The organism is Sphaerisporangium sp. NPDC049457 (assembly GCF_055586705.1).
Genome location: NZ_JBVJHR010000022.1, coordinates 135,340 through 155,570, shown reverse-complemented (window position 1 = coordinate 155,570; position 20,231 = coordinate 135,340). Strand labels below are relative to the sequence as shown.

Annotated in this window: 28 protein-coding genes and 1 tRNA gene; 25 read left to right on the top strand and 4 right to left on the bottom strand. The window is 71.2% G+C overall.

Annotated elements, in window-relative coordinates; genetic code table 11:
* Window positions 1-10: 10 nt before the first annotated feature.
* Window positions 11-2,896: a type 2 lanthipeptide synthetase LanM family protein gene (locus ACZ6QO_RS30735; RefSeq protein ID WP_465855735.1), complete on the top strand. Its 2,886-nt coding sequence runs from the start codon at window positions 11-13 to the stop codon at window positions 2,894-2,896.
* 275 nt (window positions 2,897-3,171) lie between these two features.
* On the opposite strand, the gene ACZ6QO_RS30730 is transcribed toward ACZ6QO_RS30735, so the two are convergent.
* Window positions 3,172-3,834, bottom strand: a complete 663-nt coding sequence (locus ACZ6QO_RS30730; protein ID WP_465855733.1) for a TetR/AcrR family transcriptional regulator — start codon at window positions 3,832-3,834, stop codon at window positions 3,172-3,174.
* A gap of 127 nt (window positions 3,835-3,961) precedes the next feature.
* Between ACZ6QO_RS30730 and ACZ6QO_RS30725 the strand changes: the two genes are divergently transcribed.
* The 5 genes from ACZ6QO_RS30725 to ACZ6QO_RS30705 all read left to right on the top strand — a co-directional run bounded on the left by ACZ6QO_RS30725 (window position 3,962) and on the right by ACZ6QO_RS30705 (window position 7,611).
* Entirely contained in the window at window positions 3,962-5,398 is a 1,437-nt protein-coding gene (locus tag ACZ6QO_RS30725) for an aldehyde dehydrogenase (RefSeq protein WP_076438608.1), read from the top strand.
* 17 nt (window positions 5,399-5,415) lie between these two features.
* Window positions 5,416-6,438 (top strand): aldo/keto reductase, encoded by a 1,023-nt coding sequence (locus ACZ6QO_RS30720; protein ID WP_465855731.1) that lies wholly within the window; start codon window positions 5,416-5,418, stop codon window positions 6,436-6,438.
* 13 nt (window positions 6,439-6,451) lie between these two features.
* Entirely contained in the window at window positions 6,452-6,853 is a 402-nt protein-coding gene (locus ACZ6QO_RS30715) for a carboxymuconolactone decarboxylase family protein (RefSeq protein WP_076438604.1), read from the top strand.
* A gap of 78 nt (window positions 6,854-6,931) precedes the next feature.
* Window positions 6,932-7,279, top strand: coding sequence for a hypothetical protein (locus ACZ6QO_RS30710; protein ID WP_465855729.1), 348 nt, complete (start codon window positions 6,932-6,934; stop codon window positions 7,277-7,279).
* Window positions 7,276-7,611, top strand: a complete 336-nt coding sequence (locus ACZ6QO_RS30705; protein ID WP_465855727.1) for a tyrosine-type recombinase/integrase — start codon at window positions 7,276-7,278, stop codon at window positions 7,609-7,611. Before ACZ6QO_RS30710 ends, ACZ6QO_RS30705 begins: the two co-directional genes overlap by 4 nt.
* A 114-nt stretch (window positions 7,612-7,725) precedes the next feature.
* On the opposite strand, the gene ACZ6QO_RS30700 is transcribed toward ACZ6QO_RS30705, so the two are convergent.
* Window positions 7,726-7,801: transfer RNA gene (locus tag ACZ6QO_RS30700), tRNA-Arg, on the bottom strand.
* A 136-nt stretch (window positions 7,802-7,937) separates the two neighbouring features.
* Between ACZ6QO_RS30700 and ACZ6QO_RS30695 the strand changes: the two genes are divergently transcribed.
* The gene (locus ACZ6QO_RS30695; RefSeq protein WP_465855725.1) at window positions 7,938-8,930 is read left to right on the top strand and encodes a tyrosine-type recombinase/integrase; all 993 of its coding nucleotides are present in this window, start codon (window positions 7,938-7,940) and stop codon (window positions 8,928-8,930) included.
* 105 nt (window positions 8,931-9,035) lie between these two features.
* Here the strand turns inward: ACZ6QO_RS30695 and ACZ6QO_RS30690 are convergent, their stop codons facing one another.
* Window positions 9,036-9,284: a hypothetical protein gene (locus tag ACZ6QO_RS30690; protein WP_465855723.1), complete on the bottom strand. Its 249-nt coding sequence runs from the start codon at window positions 9,282-9,284 to the stop codon at window positions 9,036-9,038.
* 164 nt (window positions 9,285-9,448) lie between these two features.
* Window positions 9,449-9,925 (bottom strand): helix-turn-helix domain-containing protein, encoded by a 477-nt coding sequence (locus ACZ6QO_RS30685; RefSeq protein ID WP_465855721.1) that lies wholly within the window; start codon window positions 9,923-9,925, stop codon window positions 9,449-9,451.
* Window positions 9,926-10,122: 197 nt separating this feature from the next.
* Between ACZ6QO_RS30685 and ACZ6QO_RS30680 the strand changes: the two genes are divergently transcribed.
* The 18 genes from ACZ6QO_RS30680 (at window position 10,123) to ACZ6QO_RS30595 (ending at window position 20,143) form a co-directional block, all read left to right on the top strand.
* Window positions 10,123-10,314 (top strand): helix-turn-helix domain-containing protein, encoded by a 192-nt coding sequence (locus tag ACZ6QO_RS30680; RefSeq protein WP_465855719.1) that lies wholly within the window; start codon window positions 10,123-10,125, stop codon window positions 10,312-10,314.
* Entirely contained in the window at window positions 10,314-10,613 is a 300-nt protein-coding gene (locus tag ACZ6QO_RS30675; protein WP_465855717.1) for a hypothetical protein, read from the top strand. Before ACZ6QO_RS30680 ends, ACZ6QO_RS30675 begins: the two co-directional genes overlap by 1 nt.
* An 85-nt stretch (window positions 10,614-10,698) precedes the next feature.
* Window positions 10,699-11,373: a hypothetical protein gene (locus ACZ6QO_RS30670; protein ID WP_465855715.1), complete on the top strand. Its 675-nt coding sequence runs from the start codon at window positions 10,699-10,701 to the stop codon at window positions 11,371-11,373.
* 2 nt (window positions 11,374-11,375) lie between these two features.
* Window positions 11,376-11,783 carry a DUF6197 family protein gene (locus tag ACZ6QO_RS30665; RefSeq protein ID WP_465855713.1) on the top strand — a complete coding sequence of 136 codons (408 nt, stop codon included), beginning with the start codon at window positions 11,376-11,378 and terminating at the stop codon, window positions 11,781-11,783.
* Window positions 11,783-12,379: a hypothetical protein gene (locus tag ACZ6QO_RS30660; RefSeq protein WP_465855711.1), complete on the top strand. Its 597-nt coding sequence runs from the start codon at window positions 11,783-11,785 to the stop codon at window positions 12,377-12,379. Before ACZ6QO_RS30665 ends, ACZ6QO_RS30660 begins: the two co-directional genes overlap by 1 nt.
* Complete coding sequence (locus tag ACZ6QO_RS30655; protein WP_465855710.1) at window positions 12,376-12,624, top strand: hypothetical protein; 249 nt, start codon at window positions 12,376-12,378, stop codon at window positions 12,622-12,624. The genes ACZ6QO_RS30660 and ACZ6QO_RS30655 overlap by 4 nt, the downstream gene beginning before the upstream one ends.
* Window positions 12,621-12,830, top strand: a complete 210-nt coding sequence (locus ACZ6QO_RS30650; RefSeq protein ID WP_465855708.1) for a hypothetical protein — start codon at window positions 12,621-12,623, stop codon at window positions 12,828-12,830. Before ACZ6QO_RS30655 ends, ACZ6QO_RS30650 begins: the two co-directional genes overlap by 4 nt.
* Window positions 12,830-13,000: a hypothetical protein gene (locus ACZ6QO_RS30645; protein WP_465855706.1), complete on the top strand. Its 171-nt coding sequence runs from the start codon at window positions 12,830-12,832 to the stop codon at window positions 12,998-13,000. Before ACZ6QO_RS30650 ends, ACZ6QO_RS30645 begins: the two co-directional genes overlap by 1 nt.
* A gap of 133 nt (window positions 13,001-13,133) precedes the next feature.
* Entirely contained in the window at window positions 13,134-13,319 is a 186-nt protein-coding gene (locus ACZ6QO_RS30640) for a hypothetical protein (protein WP_465855704.1), read from the top strand.
* Window positions 13,316-13,831 (top strand): RusA family crossover junction endodeoxyribonuclease, encoded by a 516-nt coding sequence (locus ACZ6QO_RS30635; protein ID WP_465855702.1) that lies wholly within the window; start codon window positions 13,316-13,318, stop codon window positions 13,829-13,831. The genes ACZ6QO_RS30640 and ACZ6QO_RS30635 overlap by 4 nt, the downstream gene beginning before the upstream one ends.
* Window positions 13,832-13,854: 23 nt before the next feature.
* Window positions 13,855-14,454, top strand: a complete 600-nt coding sequence (locus ACZ6QO_RS30630; protein ID WP_465855700.1) for a hypothetical protein — start codon at window positions 13,855-13,857, stop codon at window positions 14,452-14,454.
* Window positions 14,451-14,822, top strand: coding sequence for a hypothetical protein (locus ACZ6QO_RS30625; RefSeq protein WP_465855698.1), 372 nt, complete (start codon window positions 14,451-14,453; stop codon window positions 14,820-14,822). Before ACZ6QO_RS30630 ends, ACZ6QO_RS30625 begins: the two co-directional genes overlap by 4 nt.
* Window positions 14,819-15,664 (top strand): DUF2303 family protein, encoded by an 846-nt coding sequence (locus ACZ6QO_RS30620; RefSeq protein WP_465855696.1) that lies wholly within the window; start codon window positions 14,819-14,821, stop codon window positions 15,662-15,664. Before ACZ6QO_RS30625 ends, ACZ6QO_RS30620 begins: the two co-directional genes overlap by 4 nt.
* Before the next feature lie 2 nt (window positions 15,665-15,666).
* Window positions 15,667-15,885, top strand: a complete 219-nt coding sequence (locus ACZ6QO_RS30615) for a hypothetical protein (RefSeq protein ID WP_465855694.1) — start codon at window positions 15,667-15,669, stop codon at window positions 15,883-15,885.
* A 120-nt stretch (window positions 15,886-16,005) separates the two neighbouring features.
* Window positions 16,006-16,584 (top strand): helix-hairpin-helix domain-containing protein, encoded by a 579-nt coding sequence (locus ACZ6QO_RS30610; protein ID WP_465855692.1) that lies wholly within the window; start codon window positions 16,006-16,008, stop codon window positions 16,582-16,584.
* Between the two features lie 88 nt (window positions 16,585-16,672).
* Window positions 16,673-18,646 (top strand): UvrD-helicase domain-containing protein, encoded by a 1,974-nt coding sequence (locus ACZ6QO_RS30605; protein WP_465855690.1) that lies wholly within the window; start codon window positions 16,673-16,675, stop codon window positions 18,644-18,646.
* The gene (locus ACZ6QO_RS30600) at window positions 18,643-19,422 is read left to right on the top strand and encodes a hypothetical protein (RefSeq protein ID WP_465855689.1); all 780 of its coding nucleotides are present in this window, start codon (window positions 18,643-18,645) and stop codon (window positions 19,420-19,422) included. Before ACZ6QO_RS30605 ends, ACZ6QO_RS30600 begins: the two co-directional genes overlap by 4 nt.
* Before the next feature lie 13 nt (window positions 19,423-19,435).
* Window positions 19,436-20,143 carry a hypothetical protein gene (locus ACZ6QO_RS30595; protein ID WP_465855687.1) on the top strand — a complete coding sequence of 236 codons (708 nt, stop codon included), beginning with the start codon at window positions 19,436-19,438 and terminating at the stop codon, window positions 20,141-20,143.
* The last annotated feature ends 88 nt before the right edge of the window (window positions 20,144-20,231 follow it).

The following is a 20,231-nucleotide window of genomic DNA, read 5'->3' as shown; positions in this document are numbered from 1 at the left end:
TCAAGGAGGGATGATCCGAATGGCCGGGGACTTCGACCCGTCGCTGGACTATCTGACCGCACCGGCGCTGGCCGGGCTGTCCGCCACGCTGGAATCGATCCCCGGCCTCACGGAGGCGGAGGCCCGGCTGATATGCCAGAGCACCGCCAAAGCGCTGGAGGAGACCGTCCGCCTCAAGGTCAACAGGGTCCTGCTGCTCGAACTCAACGCCGCCAGGATCAGCGGAAGGCTGACCGCCGAGACGCCGCAGGCGCGGTGGCAGGAGTGGAAGGCGACGGCCGCGACGCCCGAGTTCTGGCTGTCCCTGACCGGGCACTACCCCACGATGCTGTCCAGGCTCGAAACGATCATCGACAACAGGTGCGCCGCGGCCGTGGAACTGGCCCGCAGGTTCGCCGCCGACCGCGCGGCGCTCACCGCACTGCCCGGCGGTCTCCGAGGCGAGTTGGTGGGAGTCGACTTCGGTGCGGGAGACAGCCATCGCGGAGGGCACAGCGTCGTCGTCCTGCACGGCTCGCAGGGCAAGGTGGTCTACAAGCCCCGGTCCCTCGCCGTGGACGAGGCGCTGGCGCGGCTGATCGACCGCCTCGCATCCCAGCTACCCGCCGGCAGCCGCATCCGGGTACCCGAGGTGCTGATTCGCCAGGAGTACGGCTGGGCGGAGCACATCCAGCACCGCTACTGCGCCGACGAGACGGAGCTGCGGTCCTTCTACCGCGGTGTCGGGCACTGGCTGGCGCTGATGCGGCTGATCGGCGGCAGTGACCTCCACGGGGAGAACCTCATCGCGGCCGGTCCCGCACCCGTCGTCGTCGACTGCGAGACGCTGTTCACCCCGCACGTCCCGGCCAAACCGTCCGGATACGGCGACGCCGTCGACAAGGCGACCGACCTGCTCAGCGGATCGGTGCTGCGCACCGGACTCCTTCCCGGACGCGGCGTCTCGCTCGCCTGGCGCGGCGTCGACATGTCCGCCGCCGGAGGCCTGCCTGGCCAGCAGCCGTACACACAGGTGCCGGTCGTCGTCGACGCCGGCACGGACATGGCGAGATTGGGGATGGAACGGGTCGAGCTGGGAGCGGTGGGCAACCACCCGAGCCCCGATCCGATCCTCGTCCACTACTGGGACCTGGTGCTGTCCGGATTCACCGAGCTGGTCGAGCACCTCGACATGCTGGAACGGCGGGACGAGCTCGCCGAGCTGCTCACGGACTTCGCCGACCGTCCGATCCGGGTCGTGGTCCGCGCCACCGAGGCCTACGCCGAGCTGGCCCGCATGTTGTGGCACCCGGCCTCACTGCACGACGAGCCGACCGCGATGGGCAAGGCGGCGGAGTTGCTCGCCCAGCACGCCGAGAACCTGCCCGGCGCGCCATCGGACCCCCAGGTGATCGACGCCGAGGTGGCCGAGTTGCTGGTCGGCGACATCCCCTTCTTCGCCACGACCCCCGCTCGCGGCCGTCTCGACGGCCCTGGCGGAACCTCGTACGGAGACGAGCAGGACCTCATCGCGGACGCGCTGCGGCGCTGGCGCGACCGCGACGCGGCCCTGGACCGCGAGGTGATCCGGTCCGCCCTGGTCAGCGCCTACCTCAATGAAGGGTGGATGCCCACCAACAAGCGTATGACCGTGCCTCCCATCCGGCACCAGGACCTCGAGCAGCGCCGGCGCCGGATCGCGGCCGGGATCGCCCGCAACATGCTCGACACGGCGGTCCGCGGCGACGACGGCACCGTAACCTGGACCGCGCCGGTGCTCACCTCCGACGGCTGGTTCGTACAGTCGCTGTCTCCCGACGTGTACGGCGGGGCGTACGGGGTCGCCATCACCCTGGCCGCCTACGTGAGCGAGACCGCGCAGGACAGGGCCGACGAGGTGCCGGGGCTGGACGGGCTGCTCGCCGATCTCCTCCATACGATCAGGCTGGCCGAGGAGCGCGACGCGGAGGCACGCCGCACCGGGCCGCGGCGCCGCCCCGCCACCCCAGGCGGCTATGTCGGCATCGGCTCGCAGATCTGGAGCTGGATGCTGCTGCGCAGGCTGGGCACCGTCCGCTCGGAGGAGGCGATCGCCCGGGCCGGCGCCCTGGCGAGGCAACTGCCCGAGGCGGTGGCCGCCGACGCGGTGTACGACCTGCTCACCGGCATGGCCGGCGCCATCGTGCCGTTGCTCCGCCTGTCGGAACAGACCGGTGACCAGCAGTGGTCCACGCAGGCCGACCGCATCGGGAAGCGCCTGCTCTCACTGGCCCACATCGACGACCGGGGAGCACGCTGGCCCAGCACCGCGTTTCCCCAAGGTTTAGGCGGGGTCTCACACGGCGCCACCGGGATCGCCTGGGCGCTGGCCCGGCTCACCGACAGCGCCACAGCCGGCGCTGCGAACTTCCGCGCCCTGGCGGACAGGGCCTTTCTGTACGAGGAGTCACTGTACGACCCGGCGGAGAAGGGCTGGCGTGACCTGCGCGAAATGGACGACCATCGCGTGACCTCCAGCGCATGGTGCCACGGAGCCGCCGGCATCGGCCTCGTCGCGGCCGACCGACTGGCCCGCGAAGGCGACCCGCGCTGGGCGGACGTGCTGCGCCGGGCCGCCGCCTCGTCCTGGTCCAGGGGCATCGGCTGGAACCACACACTCTGCCACGGAGACCTCGGCAACTGGGAAGTCGTGCGCCACGCGATCGATGTGGGTGTCGGGCCCGAAAAGCTGACTCCCGAGTACCTCGCCGCGTACATGATCGGCAGCATGGACGAGCACGGCCCGGTGAGCGGCCTTTCACGTGACGCCTTCAGCCCAGGCCTGATGCCGGGAGTAGGCGGCATGCTCTACCAACTACTACGCCTACCCTCCGACACCACCCTTCCCTCCGTCCTACTCCCCGACCCAGAAAACTGATCCCGGCCCTTCGTGGGAGATCCACGCGGGAGGCTCCCAAGGTGGCTCCCACAGAGGTGGAAGGCACTGAGGGCTATGCACCCTGGCCCATCGTGGTCTGTCGATCGCCCCGACCACGACCGGCGCACGCCGAGTACGCGATCGTCACGGCCTGGGCCACTACGCAACGTTCCGATCCGTAGGCCGCACGGTGCCGCGTCAATCCGAGTAGTACTCCACGTACCGCCGAGACCTTCGCCGAGTACGTCCGGCCGGTCCGCTGAACCGGGGGCGGCTCACGCTCGGGCGAGCAGACCGGCGAGGGTGGTCTGCAGGATCTCGCCATACATGGTGGCGAAGTCCACCCGGGAGCCCGCGAGCCGGGGGTCGGACGTGGCCTCGACGATGGTCGGGGTCGGGTTGCTGAACGACCACAGGCCCACCAGCGCGACGACGGCGTACTCCGTCAGCGTGAGAGCGTCACCCGCGCCGAGGGCCGGCACCCGCTCCGTGACCAGCCCCGCCAGCCGGGTGCGGTGCTCCAGGTCGGTGAACTTGTAGGCGCGCACGGTACCGGCGGAGACGTTCCGCTCCAGGACGGTCGGCAGCAGACTCCACAGCTGGCACAGGACCGGCCGGGCGGCGAGCGAATCAGCCCAGGCCCGCATCACCTGGTCGGGCTCGCACGGCGCGGCCGGCCACTCGTCCGCCAGCGCGTCGAGCCAGGCCAGCCGGAGCCTGGCGAGCAGCCCTAGGAAGACGCCCTCCCGGCTCTCGAAATAGCGCACCACATGCGTCTTGGACACCCCGAGCCGGCGCCCCAGCTCCCGGAGGCTGATCTCGTCGGCGGGCATCTCGGCCAGCAGCGCCTCCGCGGCGTCCAGGATCTCCTGCTTGCGGAGCTCCCGGTGCTCGGGCCGCCTGGCCCGCTGGAAGGACGGCGCCTCCACCTCGTCCATCGAACCCCCTCGCGCACCGCGGATCATGACAGCTCCCACATTAGCGGTCCATCGGACACTTGATACGTGTCCACTGGACCGTTATAGTCATAAAGGTCCGGTGGACACGTATATGAGGAGTATTTCCGTGATCACTTACCCGAACCTGTACGTCGGCGGCCAGTGGGTCGCCCCGGCCACCGCGGACGTCCTGGAGGTGCGTTCCCCGCACGACCGCTCGCTGGTCGGGACCGCGCCGCACGCCGCCCCCGCCGACGTCGACCGGGCGGTCGCCGCCGCCCGCCGGGCGTTCGACGAGGGTCCCTGGCCCCGGATGAGCCCGCAGGAACGGAGCGCCGTCGTGGAGCGGTTCTCCAAGCTCTACGCGGTCCGCGCCGAGGAGTTCGCGGCCCTGGTCACCGCCGAGAACGGCTCGCCGCTGTGGTTCACCCGCTGGACGCACCTGCAGTCCCTCCCGGAGATGACGGAGGCGTACGTGCGCGCCGCCGCCGCTCTCGGCTGGGAGGAGGAGGTGGGCGCCGTCGGCGACGCCACGACGCGGCTGCGCCGGGAACCCGTCGGCGTGGTGGCCGCGGTGATCCCGTGGAACGCTCCACACCAGTCGGCCCTGGTCAAGCTGGTTCCCGCGCTGCTCGCCGGCTGCACGGTCGTCCTGAAGGCCTCCCCGGAGACGGCGCTGGACGCCCTGGCGCTCGCCGAGGTCTTCGACGCGGCCGGGCTGCCAGAGGGAGTGGTGAGCATCCTGCCGGCGGGCCGCGAGACCAGCGAGTACCTGGTCGCCCACCCCGGCGTCGACAAGATCGCCTTCACCGGCTCCACCGCGGCCGGCCGGCGCATCGCCTCCGTCGCCGGGGAGCAGCTCAAGCGGGTCAGCCTGGAGCTGGGCGGCAAGTCCGCCTCGATCATCCTTGAGGACGCCGACCTGACGGCGGTCGTGGCAGGCCTTAGGGCCCTGTCGCTGGGCAATAACGCCGAGAACTGCGTGGCCCACACCCGCATCCTCGCCCCGCGCAGCCGCTACGAGGAGGTCGTCGCGGCGCTGGCCGCCATGATGGAGGACGTCCGGGTCGGCGACCCCTCCGACCCCGAGACCTTCATCGGGCCGATGGTCCGCGCCGACCAGCAGCAGCGGGTGCGCTCCTACATCGAACTCGGCGTCGCCGAAGGCGCCCGGATGGTGACCGGCGGACTCGAGACCCCTGACGGGCTGGAGGGCGGGTACTACGTCCGTCCGACGCTGTTCGCCGATGTCGACAGCGACATGCGGATCGCCCGCGAGGAGATCTTCGGCCCCGTCCTGGTCGTCATCCCGTTCGACGACGAGGACGACGCCGTCCGCATCGCCAACGACTCCGAGTACGGCCTCGGCGGTGGCGTGTGGGCCGCCGACCGGGAGCACGGCATCGAGGTCGCCCGCAGGATCCGTACCGGGTGGATGACCGTCAACGGCGCCGCCCCGACCTACGACGGCGCCTTCGGCGGCTACAAGAGCAGCGGCATCGGCCGCGAGTTCGGCGTCGCCGGCCTCGCCCAGTACGTCGAGTACAAGACCATCGCCGCCTGAGGACCAGGAGGACCATCATGCGCGAAGCCCGTGTCACCCTCGGGCACACCGACATCTCCGTCCGGCCGATCGGCCTGGGCTGCATGGGGATGTCCCAGTTCTACGGCGACGCCGACGAGGCGGAGTCCGTCGCCACGATCCACGCCGCCGTCGAGGCCGGCATCGACTTCTTCGACACCTCCGACATCTACGGCGCCGCCGGCGCGGCCACCGGCCAGTCCCAGAAGGGCTTCGGCCACAACGAGGAACTGCTCGGCCGCGCGGTGCGCGGCCTGCGCGACCGGGTGGTCCTGGCGACCAAGTTCGGGGCGCGGCCCTCGGAGGAGGGCGGGGTGGTCTACGACGGCCGCCCGGAGTACGTGACCGCCGCCTGCGAGGCCAGCCTGCGCCGCCTCGGCGTCGACCACATCGACCTCTACTACCTCCATCGCCACGACACCACCGTGCCGATCGAGGACACCGTCGGCGCGATGGCCGAGCTGGTGACCGCGGGCATGGTGCGCGCGATCGGGCTCAGCGCGGTCGGTCCGGACATCCTGCACCGGGCATCCGCCGTGGCGCCGATCTCGGCCCTCCAGAGCGAGTACTCGCTCTGGGCCCGCGAGGTGGAGCAGGAGGTGCTGCCCGCCTGCCGCGAACTGGGCATCACCTTCGTCCCGTACAGCCCGCTGGGGCGGGCCGCGCTCGCCGGCCGCTTCACCAGCGAGACCTCGTTCGACGGTGACGACTTCCGCTCGACCCTGCCCAAGTTCCACGAGGAGAACTTCGCGGACAACCTCCGCCTCGTCGAGGGGCTGAAGGCGTTCGCCGGTGAGCGCGGACACGCCCCGGGCCAGGTGGCCCTGGCCTGGCTGCTCGCCCAGCCGTACGACATCGCGCCCATCCCCGGCACGAAACGGGCGGCGTACGCACGCCAGAACGCCGCCGCGACGGCCGTGCCGCTGAGCGCGGACGACCTCGCCCACCTGTCGGGCCTGTTCGACCCCGCGCGGGTGCGCGGCGGCCAGTACGGCGCGCTCAACGCGCGCCCCCAGCACTGATCCGGAAGGAACCATGACCGACACCCAGCGGGAACCCGGCTACGAGGCCGCGCTCGACACCGCCGCTCACCTGCTCGGCAGGAGGCTGGAGCCGTTCCTGGAACCCGGCCCGGGCGAGCCGGCCAACGCCGCCGACTTCATGCGCCTGGCCACCCGGCACACCTTCGGCGACGCGTGGCCGCGCACCGACGTCCTCGACACCCGCACCCGCGCCCTCGTCTCCGTGACGATCGCCGCGACCCTGGGCACGCTCGAACCGCTGCGCGGGCAGCTGCGCATCGCGCTCAACAACGGCGTCACCCCGGAGGAGATCGTGGAGGCGTTCGTGCACATCGAGGCGTACGCCGGCGCGGCCCGGGCCTTCGACGGTTACCGCGTCGCCCGGGAGGTCTTCCAGGAGGTTCACCAAGCGTAAGCCCGTTGACGGGGGCGGCCTCATGATCGACGCCGACAGGGACCAGAAGAATGTTCTCTTCGGCTGGAGGAGCTCCGGATGAGGATACGCGGGGTCGTCGCCTGCCTGGCGGCGTTGTCGGCGGTCGTGGCGGCCTGCGTCCTGTGGGCGCCCGCCTCGTGGGCGGGGACGCACAAGTACCGACCCGTGATCTTCGTGCACGGTTTCAGCGGGTCGGGCGCCCAGTTCGAGACGCAGGCCAGGCGGCTGACCGGCAACGGCTACCCGATCGGCCTGATCGAGTCCCACGACCACGACTCCCTGTTCCAGATCAACACGCGCGAGCAAGAGCGGGCGCAAGCGCATCGTCAGCCTGGACGACGGGACCGTGCAGGTGCTCCGGGAGCAGCGCAGACGGCAGGCCGCCGACAAGCTCGCCGTCGGTGAAGAGTGGCAAGGGACCGACAACTACGTGTTCACCACCGGATGGTGAGCCGATCCACCCCGACACCGTCAGCTCGCTCATCGCGACGGTGATCAAGCGGTACAGCAACCCGGCGCAGGGCGCCAAGCCCAAGGAGCTGCTGCCGCATGCGCGGTTGCATGACCTTCGGCATATCCACGCGACGACTCTGCTGCTGGCCGGCGTCCCGGTGCATGTGGTCGCCGCTCGGCTGGGGCATGCGGATCCGTCGATCACCCTGCGGGTGTACGCGCACGTGATCCGGGCTGCGGAGGCGTCGGCGGCTGATGTGTTCGCTCAGGCGGTTGGGGAGTAGGTGGGAGCCACCGGGTGGCTCCCCTGTTAGCAAGGCTGTTAGCAAGATCCGGAGATTGTCCGGACAAAGCGAAAGGCCCGTCCCAGATTTTCCCTGGTGACGGGCCTTTCTGGCTGGCGCGGCCGAGAGGACTCGAACCCCTAACCTTCTGATCCGTAGTCAGATGCTCTATCCATTGAGCTACGGCCGCTCGCTTTGCCCTGTTGACCTGGGGTTTCCTCCGCTCTGGCGAAGTTCCCCCGGTCGGACGTCGCTGCTAGAGAGTATTACTACGGCAGCGCCTACGGCAAATCGAATGGCCGTCGCCCTGCCCTCCGGAGCCTGACATGCCCGCAGAGATCATCCCCCTCGACTCCTCCCGCCCCCGCAGGCGAACCGCCCGGCGCGCGCCCGCCGTCCCCCGCGGCGCCGACCTGGAGATCCTCCTCGACTCCTGGACGCTCGCCCTGGAAGCCGCCAACAAGGCGAGCAAGACCGTCCGCTCCTACACCGACACCGCGCGCGCGTTCACCCGATACCTCGCCGAGCACGGCATGCCGGACGACGCCGAGGGCGTCCAGGCCGAGCACGTCCGCGCGTTCATCCGGGCCGAGATCGAGCGCACCAGCCCCGCCTCGGCCGGCGTCCACTTCCGCAACCTGTCGGTGTTCTTCTCGTGGATGTGCGGCCCCGAGCAGGGCGAGCGAACCCAGCCCTCCCCCGTGCTCAAGGCGGACCGGCCCAAGGTGCCGAAGAAGAAGCGCGCCTACCTCACGCCGGACGACATCCGCGCGCTGCTGAAGGTGTGCGCGGGCACGGACTTCGAGTCCCGGCGCGACACCGCGATCATCTGGGTCCTGGCCGACAACGGCACGCGGGTGTCGGGGCTGGCGAACGTTCGCCTCGAGGACGTGGACCTGCGCGGCCGGCGGCTGCGGATCGTGCTGAAGGGCGGGGATGAGCACTGGGCGCCGCTCGGCGCGAAAGCCGCCGCGGCGCTGGACCGGTACGTCCGGGCCCGCTCGACCCACCCGAAGGCCCGGAGCTCGCCGTGGCTGTGGCTGGGCATCCAGGGGCGTGGTACCGAGCACATGACCGACTCCGGGATTCGGCAGATGCTGGAACGGCGTGGAGAGCAGGCGGGGATCGCGGGGGTGCATCCGCACCGGTTCCGGGGGACGGCCGCTCACGCGCTGCTCGCGGCCGGGGCGAGCGACGGGGACGTGCAGCACATCCTTGGCTGGCGGGACCGCAAGATGGTGGAGCACTACACGGGGGAGCTGGCGGGCGAGCGTGCGCGGAAGACTCACGCGCGGCTGTCGCCGGGGGATCGGATCTGAGACCGCCATGCGAGGCCTCGATCGCAGCACCACCTGCGATCGGGGCCTCGCCTCGTCCGCCGGCCTCGTGGGTGCGGTTGGGTCTGCGGATGCGAGGAGGCGTGTTCAGCCGTGGCGCGCGGGCCGGTGGCGGGTGTGCTGGACGAGGGTGGCGCGTTCGGTGAGACCCTGCTGGAGGCCGACCAGGTAGCCGATCCGGTATTCCCCGCCGGTCCTTCCGAGCCACCATATGATGCTGGCGGTGATGGCGAGGCCCACCGCCGCCGGTTGGAGGCCCCCGATTTCCAGGCCGAGCAGGTTCTTGGCCGGGATGTAGCCGATTGTCACGGTCCACATGGCGATTGCTGTGGTCAAGACGGCACGTTGCGACATGATCTCCTCTGATGTGCGTGGGCGACAGGAGATTCCCCGGGTGCCGAGTATGCCGAGTGAGAACGGCTCGCGTAAGTGCCCGATCGTCGCAAATCGGGGCGAATCGCTCCCGAAATTTTCGTCAACAATTAGTGACGCGCTTGTCACTAATCGCCGTTGTGGTCATCTGTAGCAGCCTCCCGCACCAGCGCCAGATACCTTTCTCGCGCCTGAGCGACCTCCGCTTCGGCCTGCTCGCGCAGACGGTGTAGACGCTCGCGTTCCTGCTCGGCCACGTGCAGCAGCACGCGCCGGCGGTCCGGTGGCAGTTCTTCGAGCAGGCGGGCGATCTCCTCGTCCGTGCCGAAGTCCGGAGCCTCCATCGGCACGGTCGGCGCCTCGGCAGCCTGGAGCAGGCCGGCCAGTTCCAGCGCTTCCGTGCGGTCCAGGCCGACGGCGTCAGCGAGCTTCTGCACGGTCTCCGGTAGCGGTTTTCGCTTGCCGTCCTTCAGTCGCAGGTAGGTGCTCCGGGCGACGCCGGAGCGCCGTTCCAGCTCGCTGTCATTCCAGCCGCGCAGCGCCTTCGCCTGGTTGATGCGGTCGTACAGCGCCCGCGCGGGATACGTATCTGATGCCCTCGCCATGTGCATGTTGTAGCACGCGCGCACAACGGTCGGGTTTTCGGCACCGAATCCATGCCCAAAATCTCGCGGCCTGTAGTGCCTTGCGGTACGTTGTTGTGTGTTGTAGCGTCACAGCACAACATGCAACAACACGCACAACACTGATCACGCGAGGCGCCATGAAAGTCGGAACCGAAACCACCCCCCGCACGGGGTATATGACGGTCGCCCAGGCGTGCGCGCGGCTCGGCCGGTCCCGCTGGGCGGTGTACCGGGCGATCCGCAAGAAGCACCTGAAGGCCACCAAGCAGGGCGACTACCGCAACGCCCCGGTGCTGATCGTCGCCTCGACCGTCGAGACCTACGCCAAGGCGCTCACTCCCCCGCCCGTTTACGAGGACGAGCGCTGATGTCCACACCCGAGCAGCGCAGCACAGCCGCGCGCATCGCCTCCAACGTCTCCTGGTCGCGCACCCCGGTCCGCGCCGAGCGGACCCGGCCGGCCACCGAGGCCAACCCCGGTCAGCTCGCCTACTGGGAGAAGGTCATCCGCGACGAGGGGGTCGTCTGCGAGGAGGAGATCCCGCTGGCGGCGGCGAACCGCCGGTCCGCGTACATGAGCCAGCAGGCGAAGAAGTCGGCGGCCAAGCGCGCGGCCAAGCGGGCCGCCAAGACCACCCAGGCGCGGCCGGTTCGCCGGTCCGCGTAGTTCGGGCCCCCAGGTCGCGCCACGACCGGAGGGCCCTACGGCACCACCCCTACCCGATCCGCCTGATCACGAGAGGTAGTACCTCATGGAAGAGTACAAGCCCGGCGAGCGCCTGCGGGTGTCCGTCGAGGGCATCGTCCGGCACGCCGTGCCCGGCGTCGTCCACCTGACCTACGGCGCCGAGGACATCCCGGCCGCCGACCGGGCGCTGCTGTCGATCGTCGTCGACCAGCCCGGCGTCACCATCGAGCGCCTGGCCCCGGTCGAGGGCGTTCAGGTGGGCGACCTGTGGCGCGACTCCGGCGGCGACCTGTGGCTCGCCACCCTGGTCGACAGCGACCTCGGCGACGAGGGGCAGTTCATCGAGATGAGGCCCGTCAGGACCTCCAAGATTTCCTGCTACGACTCGGACATCCCCGAGGTGGTCCACCACAAGTACGTGCTCGTCGAGCTGGTGCACCGCGAGCAGCCGACGCCCGAGCAGGCCGCGTTCCGCGAGCGGCTCGTCGAGGCCGGCAAGGACTTCCCGCCGGTCGACGAGCCGGAGCCGCTGCCGATCGGCGGCGTCACCCCCGGCGCGATCGTGAAGACGCCGGAGTGGCAGGGCGGCGCGCCGGTGCGCATCGTGTCCGTGCAGGACGCCGGCGAGCACTACGACGAGGTGAAGGTCACCTTCTCCGGCCTGGACGACCCGTCGTACCCGGTGACGCTCGTCGTCGCCGCCGACTTCCAGGTCACCCCCGTGGCCGAGGAGGTCTGACGGTGAGCGCTCCGACGATCACCCGGCAGTCCGTGCTCCGGCGCGCCGCCGAACTCCTCCAGGCCAATGGCCGCAACATTAAGACCTGGTACGACCACGTCCAGCACAGGGACGACGGCGTCCCCCTCGACCAGTGCCGGATGTGCACCGGCGGAGCCCTCGGCTTCGCGGCCGGCGTCGATCTCGGCCGCCCTCCTATCCTCCGAACCCCCGCCTCCACCCTGGCTACCGCTGCCGGACGCGTCCTGATCGGCCACCTCGGTCTGCACGCCGAGCCGGAGAGCCTGCCCAACAAGGCCGTGTTCCTCATCATCGGCGCGTGGAACGACGACCCCGAGCGCACCGACGAGCAGGTCATCGCCGCCCTCATCGCCACCGCCGACCACCTCGACCAGGCCGAGGAGGTCTGATGTTCACCGACGCCCACACCAGCTACCTGACCGTCATGCTGCGCGCCTCCGAGGCCCGCACCAAGGGCTGGCAGGGGTTGCTCGACTACGCCACGTCGCGCTACCCCGAGCCGGTCCTGGCCGAGCTGCGCGGCCAGCTCGCCGACTCCGAGGCTGAGACCGAGGGGTGGCGGGGGCTGCGCGACTACGCCGACGCCCACCGCGACATCCCCGAGCTGCTGGAGCGGCACGCCGCCGAGCTCGCGTCGTACTCCACGGGCGCCCGCCTGGACGCGCCGCCGAAGCCGTGCACGTGCGGCCTGCCCGGCACCCCCGGCATGACCCACCGGCGCGACGGCAAGCCCTGCTATCTGATCGAGGCGCCCGTCGCCGTGCAGGTTAACGACGACCCGGCGCCCACCGGCGTGCTCCCCGAGGTGCCGGAGCGGTCGCAGTGGAAGCCCTCCCAGGAGAACGCGTTCCGGGCGTTCGAGGCCGCGCACAGCGAGCTGGCCGAGCAGGAGGGGCACCGGCCGGGGATGCCGGAGCCGGCGGACGGCGGGCCGATCACCTCGGCGCGCCGGGACCCGTACCCGCAGAACGGGGAGCAGTCGTGAGCAAGCTCTCCGAGAACATCACGCCCGAGATCGCGGCGCACGTCCTCTTCCACTTCGGCCAGGGCGGCTGGCCGCCGTCGAACTTCAAGGCCATGCTCCTGGGGCTCATCGCCGTGGCCGACGCGCCCAACCGTGACCTCCTCGCCAAGGGGTTCCCCGGGTACGTCGAGGCGTTCAACCTGGCCCAGAACACCGAGACCGGTACGGCGCAGCTGCTCGCCCTCGTGGAGAGCGACGTCTCGTGACCCCGGCCAAGGAGCTGCGCGCCGCCGCCATGGAATTGCGCGAGGGATCGGTCTTTATCGACCCGTTGCTCGCCGAGCCACTCGCCAGCCTGCTGGAGACGACCGCATCGATCGTGGAGCAGGTGGCCGCTCGTAGCGGAGGGGCAACCGTCTATGAGCCTGAGGCCCTCGCCGTCGCCCGGGTCATCAACGGGAGCACCACCTGATGGCCGGTCTGCTCTTCTCGCTCGGCCTCGCGCTGGTCGCCGCCCTCCTCGGGGTGGCGGCCGGCGCCACCGGCCGCTACGTCGCCCTGCTGGTCTGTGGCCTCGCCTGCAACCTGTCCATGCTCAACGCCACCCTCATCGCCACCACCCCGGGGGTGATCCTGCTGTGAAGCGCCTGACGATCGGTCGCCTCTCCGTCTACCTGGAGCCCCGGGACATCTGGGTCGGCGTGTACATCGCCCCCGGTTCCGTCTACATCTGCCCGGTCCCTCTGCTCGTCCTTAAGTGGGATCGGAGGCGGTCGTGAGCGCGCTCGCCTTCGTCGCCTGCCTGCTCGTCGCCGGGGTCGGCCGCGCCGGATCCCGGGTCGCCGCCCGGCAGGGGTTGCCCTCGCTGGCCGCGCTGTTCTGGTGCGTCCTCGTCGCCGGCGCGGCGTGGGCCGTCTACTTCGTGCTGCGCGCCCTCGCCGTCGAACTGGGGGCGCTGTGACCTACACGGAGACGTGGGACGGCTCCGTCCCGCCGGGCGGCTACGTGTGCGGCGTCTGCGGCATGCCGGTCGAGTCCGAGCCGTGCGCCCAGCACGCGCCGCAGGAGGCGCTTCAGCGGCTCAACGGGCGGTTCACGCCGCGCACCTTCACCGTCACCCTGCCCGCGGGGCTCGGACTGCTCAACTCCAACCAGCGGCTCCACTTCCACATCCAGCGCAAGCTCACCGCCGCCCTGCGCGCCGCGGGCCGGCAGGCCGCCGAGGACGCCCAGCTGCCCGCGCTCCAACGCGCGCACATCATCGGCCAGTTCTGCCCGCCCGACCGGCGCCGCCGCGACGTCGGCAACCTCTACCCGTCCTTCAAGGCGGCCATCGACGGCCTCGTCGACGCCGGAGTACTGCCGGACGACGACGACACCCACCTGATCGGCCCGGACATGCGGCTCGGCCCCGTCGTCACCGGCGGGTGCCTGGTACTGCGCATCACCGAGCTACCGGCGGCCGCGTCATGACCCGCCCGGCGCCCGCGGAAACCGTGCTCGCCTACCTGATCACCGGGCGGCGCACCCTCGCCGAAGCCGAACGGCTCACCGGGTGGCCGGTGCATGCCATACGCAAGCTGGTCGCCCGGCAGAAAGGTCTGCTCATCGGAATTGACGGCCGGGTGCGCCGCCCCCTGCCGACCGCCCGCACCCGCGCCGCCGTACCGGTCGAAGTGCTGCCCGCGTCCGGCCTGACCCCGGCCGAGGTGGCCGCCGAGATGGAGGCGCGGCGCGAAGAGCTTCAGTTCAGCTGGCGGTGCGTCACCTCGCAGATGCGGGTGGCGTGGAAGACGCTGGCTGACCTGCGCGCCGGGGTGGCAACCGAGGCGACGCTGCGCAAAGCCGAGGCGTGGCTGGCCGCGCACCCGCCGCTCAACCCGGACCACCCTCAGGCCTTGTACGCGGCCGTGCAGGCCCGCAGGAAGGCGCGGCGGCTGACCTGGTCGCAGGTCGGCACTGCGGTCGGTGTGTCCGTGGCCACGCTCAACGACATTCGCCATGGCCTGCTGACGGAGCGGACCCGTAAGCGCGTCCAGGCGTGGCTGGCCCTCACCGCCCCTGAAATCCCCGAAGAAGAAAGGCAACCAGCATGACCGCTGAAACCTCTCCCGAGGCCGGCCAGACCCGGCCGTTCGCCGCCGTGCTGGGCGAGCTTCGCCGCGGCGCCGTCCTCGACCAGGCGTCGACCGACCTTCAGGCGCTCGTCGCCGCGGTCGTCGACACCGGCAAGAAGGGCAAGCTGACGCTCACCGTCGAGGTGGGGCCGATGAAGGGCAACCCCGACGCGCTGCTCGTCAACGCCGTGGTGAAGACGACGGCGCCCGTCGTGTCCAACGAGGCCATGTTCTTCCCGACCCGCGACAACAACCTCGTCCGCGACGACCCCCGGCAGGCCGAACTGCCCGGCCTGCGCATCGCCCCCGGCAACTCCCACGACACCGTGAAGGACATCGCCAAGTGACCACCGAGACCCGCACCGAGAACGACGCCCTCATCGAGGCGCTCAACGAGTCCCAGCTCTCCGAGGAGCTGAAGCCCGGCGGCTTCTACGCCTTCAAGCACGCCGACCACGTCACCACGGTCGACCTGCTCGACCGCAACCTCGCCCGGCCCCGGCGCAAGACCGGCCGCGTCCTGGTCGAGGACGCCGCGAGCTTCGTGCAGTACTACCGCAAGCACGCCGACGTGGAGTCCGAGGTGTACGTCCACGTCGGCGACGGGCGGATCACCGCCGTCCTCGACGCGCACGAGGCCACCTCGTTCGGCCCCCCGGAAGCGGTGGCCCGGTGGGGCGAGCACCGCCTGATCCTGCTGCTGAAGCCCACCGACGCGTGGAAGCGGTGGGCCGACGCGGACCGCAAGTACATGCCTCAGGTGGCGTTCGCCGAGTTCATCGAGGACAACCGCGCCGACATCCGCAAGCCGGCCGCCGCGGACATGCTGGAGATGGCGCAGCACTTCCAGGCCCACACCAAGGTCACGTACTCGTCGGCCACCGTGCTCGCCTCCGGCGCGAAGCGCCTGGTCTGGGCGGAGGAGACCGAAGCGGGCGCGGGTGCCAAGCAGCAGATCGAGGTGCCGTCGGAGTTCGAGCTGGCCGTCGCCCCGTTCGACGACTCCGAGGTGTACGCGGTGAAGGCGAGGTTCCGCTACCGGATCAACGGCGGGAACCTGCACATGGGCTACCTGCTGGACAACGCCGACGACGTGCAGCGCGACGCGGTGAAGACGGTCGTCGGCAAGCTGGAGCAGGAGCTCGGCATCAAGGTCATGCGCGGCGTCCCGGCCGAGGGCGGCCGCTGACCGTGAACCACAGCACCACCGAGACCCCCGTCCCCGCCGGCGGGGGTCTCCCCATATCCCGGCCGGCGTCCCGCTCGGCCACGATCACGCTCACGACGCGCGAGGGGGACCGGGTGACCGTGTCGACGTGGTCGACGTGCGCCGGGGTCGGCGGCCTCGTCGAACGCCTGTTGATGCAGCACAGCGCGCCGGACTCCCGCGTCCAGGTGCCGCTCACCTGACGCCGCGGGGATCTTTTTGAAGCCCAGAGCTGTGGCGTCTTGCGGTGAGTTGTAGCGTGTTGTAGCGTAAGCGCACAAGACGCCGCAAGGCGCTACACCTCCCGCAGAGAAAGACCTCCCATGAAGGAAGTAAGTAAGTCCGGCGACCCGGCCGAGCTCGGCCTCGGCGTCCCGCAGGACCGTCCCCGGCCCGAGCCCACCATCGGCGACCTGGTCACCGCGACCGGCATGCCCGAGGACACCGGCATCATGCGGGCCCTGCCGAAGCTGACCTGGCACGTGCTCAACCCTCTCGCTGACGGCGAGCTCGGCACTCTCGGCGCGCTCGCACAGCAGTCCGACGAGCAGCTGCTCGCGCTCCCCGGGTTCGGGCCGCGCCGCCTGGAGGCGCTCTACACCGAGCTGCGGCGCGTGGCGGCCAACCCGCCCAAGCTTCACGCACACCACGAACCGGAGCCGTACATCCCCGAGCGCGGCGACGCCGTCGAGGCGTGGCTGGAGACGGAGCTGGAGGCCGCCGACGACACGTGCGTCCCCGAGTTGCGCACGATCGCCCAGCTCCTCACCCACTACCAGGCGCACGCCGACGCCGGCCTCCCCCTCGACGAGAAGCTGCCCGACGAGCACCTCCTCCAGGACGCGCAGGACGACGCGCGGCCCAGCGGGCCGGACGACTTCCTGCCGGAGGACTACCTGTGATCGCCGTCCCGCGGCGCGCCCGCGCGCTGCTCGTCATCGCCGCCGGCCTCGCCGAACTCGCCCGCATCGCCACCAGAAAGGGGCGCTGATGTTCACCCAGCCCGCGCCCGCCGACACCACCCCCGCACCCACCCCGGCCGCCGCGCCCGTGTTCGCCCAGACCCCCACCCCCGAGCAGGCCGCCATCCTGCACGCCTCCGTCACCGGCGCCGACCTCGTCATCGAGGCCGGCGCCGGGACCGGCAAGACCACCACGCTGAAAATGGCCGCGCAGATCGCCGCCGGACGCTCCCTGTACGTCGCCTACAACCGGGCCATCGCCGACGACGCCCGCGCCACCTTCCCGACCGGGACGCACTGCTCGACCGCGCACGGCCTGGCCTTCCAGGCGGTCGGCAGGCGGTTCCAGCACCGGCTCAACGCCCCCCGGGTGCCCGCCCGCGAGGTGGCCAGGATCCTCGGCATCCCCGCGGTGCTCGACCTCGGCGCGCAGGCTCTTACCAGCGTGAAGGTCGCCCGGCTCGTCATGGACACCGTCGCCCGGTTCTGCCACTCCGCGGACGCCGAGCTCGGCATGAGCCACGTCCCGCCGGTGCCCGGAATCGAGGGTGACGCGTGGCTGGAACTGCGGATGCAGGTCGCGACGCTCGCCCGCCGCGCGTGGGCCGACCTCACCGAAGAGGGCGGCCGGCTGCGGTTCCAGCACGACCACTACCTGAAGATGTGGGCCCTCGCCGAGCCCGTCCTGCCGTACGGCACCGTCTTCCTCGACGAAGCCCAGGACGCCAACCCGGTGATCGCCCAGGTGGTCATGGCCCAGCAGGCCCAGCGCATCCTCGTCGGCGACCGGTCGCAGGCCATCTACGGGTGGCGCGGCGCCGTCGACGCCATGGACGACTTCCTGGCCACCGGCGCCGACCGGTACGCGCTCACCCAGTCGTGGCGGTTCGGGCAGGCCATCGCCGAGGAGGCCAACGAGTGGCTCGACCTGCTCGACGCGCCGCTCCGCCTCACCGGCAACCCGGACAGGGCGTCCACGCTCGGCCGCCTGGAGGCCGCCGACGCCGTGCTCTGCCGGTCCAACGCCGGAGCCGTCGCCGAGATCCTCGCCGCGCTCGACGCCGGCCACCCCACCGCGCTCGTCGGCGGCGGCGACGACATCCGCCGCCTCGCCGAAGCCTGCCGGGACCTGCGCAACGGCCGCAGCACCTCCCACCCCGAGCTGATGGCCTTCAAGAGCTGGGCGGAAGTCCAGGACTACGCCGAGCACGACTCGGGCGGCAGCGACCTGAAGACGTTCGTCAAGCTCGTCGACTCGTTCGGCGCGCAGAACATCATCGACCTGGTCAACAAGCTGGTGCCCGAGGACTCGGCCCGCGTGGTCGTCTCCACAGCGCACAAGGCCAAGGGCCGCGAGTGGGGCACGGTGCGCCTGGCTGCCGACTTCCACGAGCGGCCGGTCCACGACATCCAGACCGGGGAGATCCTGCCCGCCGAGGTGATGCTCCGCTACGTCGCCTGCACCCGCGCCCGGGACGTGCTCGACAAGGGCGCACCGGCCCCGGCCGGCGAGCCTGTGCGCGACTTCGCCGAGGTGACGCTATTCGGCCCGCTACCCTCTGGCCCGCTCGCCGACCTCGGCCAGGCGATGCCGAACGCCGCTCGGCCGGATGTCCCCAGAACGTTGCTCGGCCCCGCGGCGCCCGCCGAGGCCTCCGCACACTCCACGCCCATGGAGACCACGCAGGAGGCCCCGGCCGGGCCGGTCGAGCTGCCGCAGAACGTCGCCGAGTGGCTGAAGCTGTACAAGGACGCGGCGGCCAACGAAGCGCAGTGGAAGGCCGTCAAGGCCATGGCCGCCGAGAAGGTCCAGGAGTTCCTCGGTGCGGCCGAGGAGGCCACCGTCGGCGGGATGCCCGCCGTCACCTGGAAGTGGTCCAAGCCCGCGATGCAGCTCGACGGGAAGGCGCTCAAGGCCGACCACCCGGAGATCTACGCCAAGTACGCCAGCCCGAAGACCGCCGCGCGCCCCTTCAAGCTCGCCGGGCCGTGGGCCGAATGACCACTTTCACCCAGCCGGAAGCCGCGTGGGCTACCCCAGCACTGGAGGGGCTCGCCCACGAGATCGCCACCAGCGTGGTCGACATCGTGAAGGCCGCCGACGCAAACGCCCCCCGCTCGCGGCAGACCGTCATCGGCCCGTCCGAGATCGGCATGCCGTGCGTGCGGCGGATGGCGTACAAGCTGCTCGGCTGGCCCGCGGTCAACACCTCCGGCGACCCCTGGTCGGCCATCATCGGCACCGCCACGCACGCGTGGATGGCCGACACCTACACCGCCGAGAACACCCGCCTCGGCCGCGAGCGGTACCTGGTCGAGCGGCGGCTGCACATCGCCGGGGCCATCTATGGCAGTAGCGACCTGTTCGACCGCGACCTATGCCTTGTCAACGACTGGAAGGTCGTCGGCCGCGAGCAGCTGAAGAAGTACGCCAAGAACGGGCCCGGCGCCCAGTACCGCACCCAAGGACACATCTACGGCCTCGGCCAGGAGAACGCCGGCGAACGCGTGGAACACGTCGCCATCACGTTCCTGCCCCGCGGCGGCCGCATCGGCGAGCTGCACGTGTGGACCGAGCCGTACGACCGGCACGTCGCCCTCGCGGCGCTCGACCGGATGCAGAACGTGCTGACCGCGATCGACGTCCTCGACCCGGCCAGCAACCCGCAGAACTGGCACCTGTTCCCCGCCACGGAGAGCCACTGCCTGTTCTGCCCGCAGTTCCAGCCCGGATCCACGGATCTCGCCAAGGGGTGCCCCGGCACCCCGACCACGTAAAGGATCACACGCCATGTTCGCTCAGCCCACCGCCGGATCCAACTTCCGCGCCAAGGACCACGTCGGCCACCTCATCCTGTTCTACCCGCGCGAGGTGCGCACCGGCATCGTCACCGTGAACGGCACCGCCGACGCCGTCTCCGTCGACCTGGTGGTCCTCACCGACCCCAACGGCCCCCGGCCGGAGACGCAGGTCCTCCTCTTCCAGAGGCCCTTGGTGGCCAGCCTGCGCGGCAGCATCGGCCGCGACCCCGTGCTCGCCCGCCTCGGACGCGGCACGCCCAAGCCCGGCCAGGAGGAGGACAAGGCGCCCTACATCCTTCAGCCCTTCAGCGAGCAGGACGGCGCGTTCGCGACCTCCTACCTCCAGTCGGTCGGCGGGAACCCGTGGGGCCCGTCCCCGAGCTTCCAGGCCCCCGCGCCCGCCCCGGCACCGATCCCCGCGGCTCCGCTGCCCACCGCCGCCCCGCAGGCGGCGGCGGCCGCGTACCCCTCGGCCTACCCGGCCCCCGCCGCGCCGGCCGGGCCGATCGCCGCCATGCCGCAGCAGTTCGCCGCGAACGGCGCGGCCGTCGCCGCCCAGGTGCCGCCCGCGCAGCCCGCCCCGGCCGCGCAGATGGTCACCCTGCCCACCGGCCAGCAGGTCACCCCCGAGCAGGCCGCCGCCATGGCCGCGCTCGGCATGACCACCCTCCCCCCGGCCGCCCCCCAGGCCGGATAACCCCCAAGACCGCCCGGCACGCCGAGGGGAAGCGGCGGCCGGGCACGGGCGGGCGGCACGGGACCTGCGGGAGGGCCCGTGCCGCCCG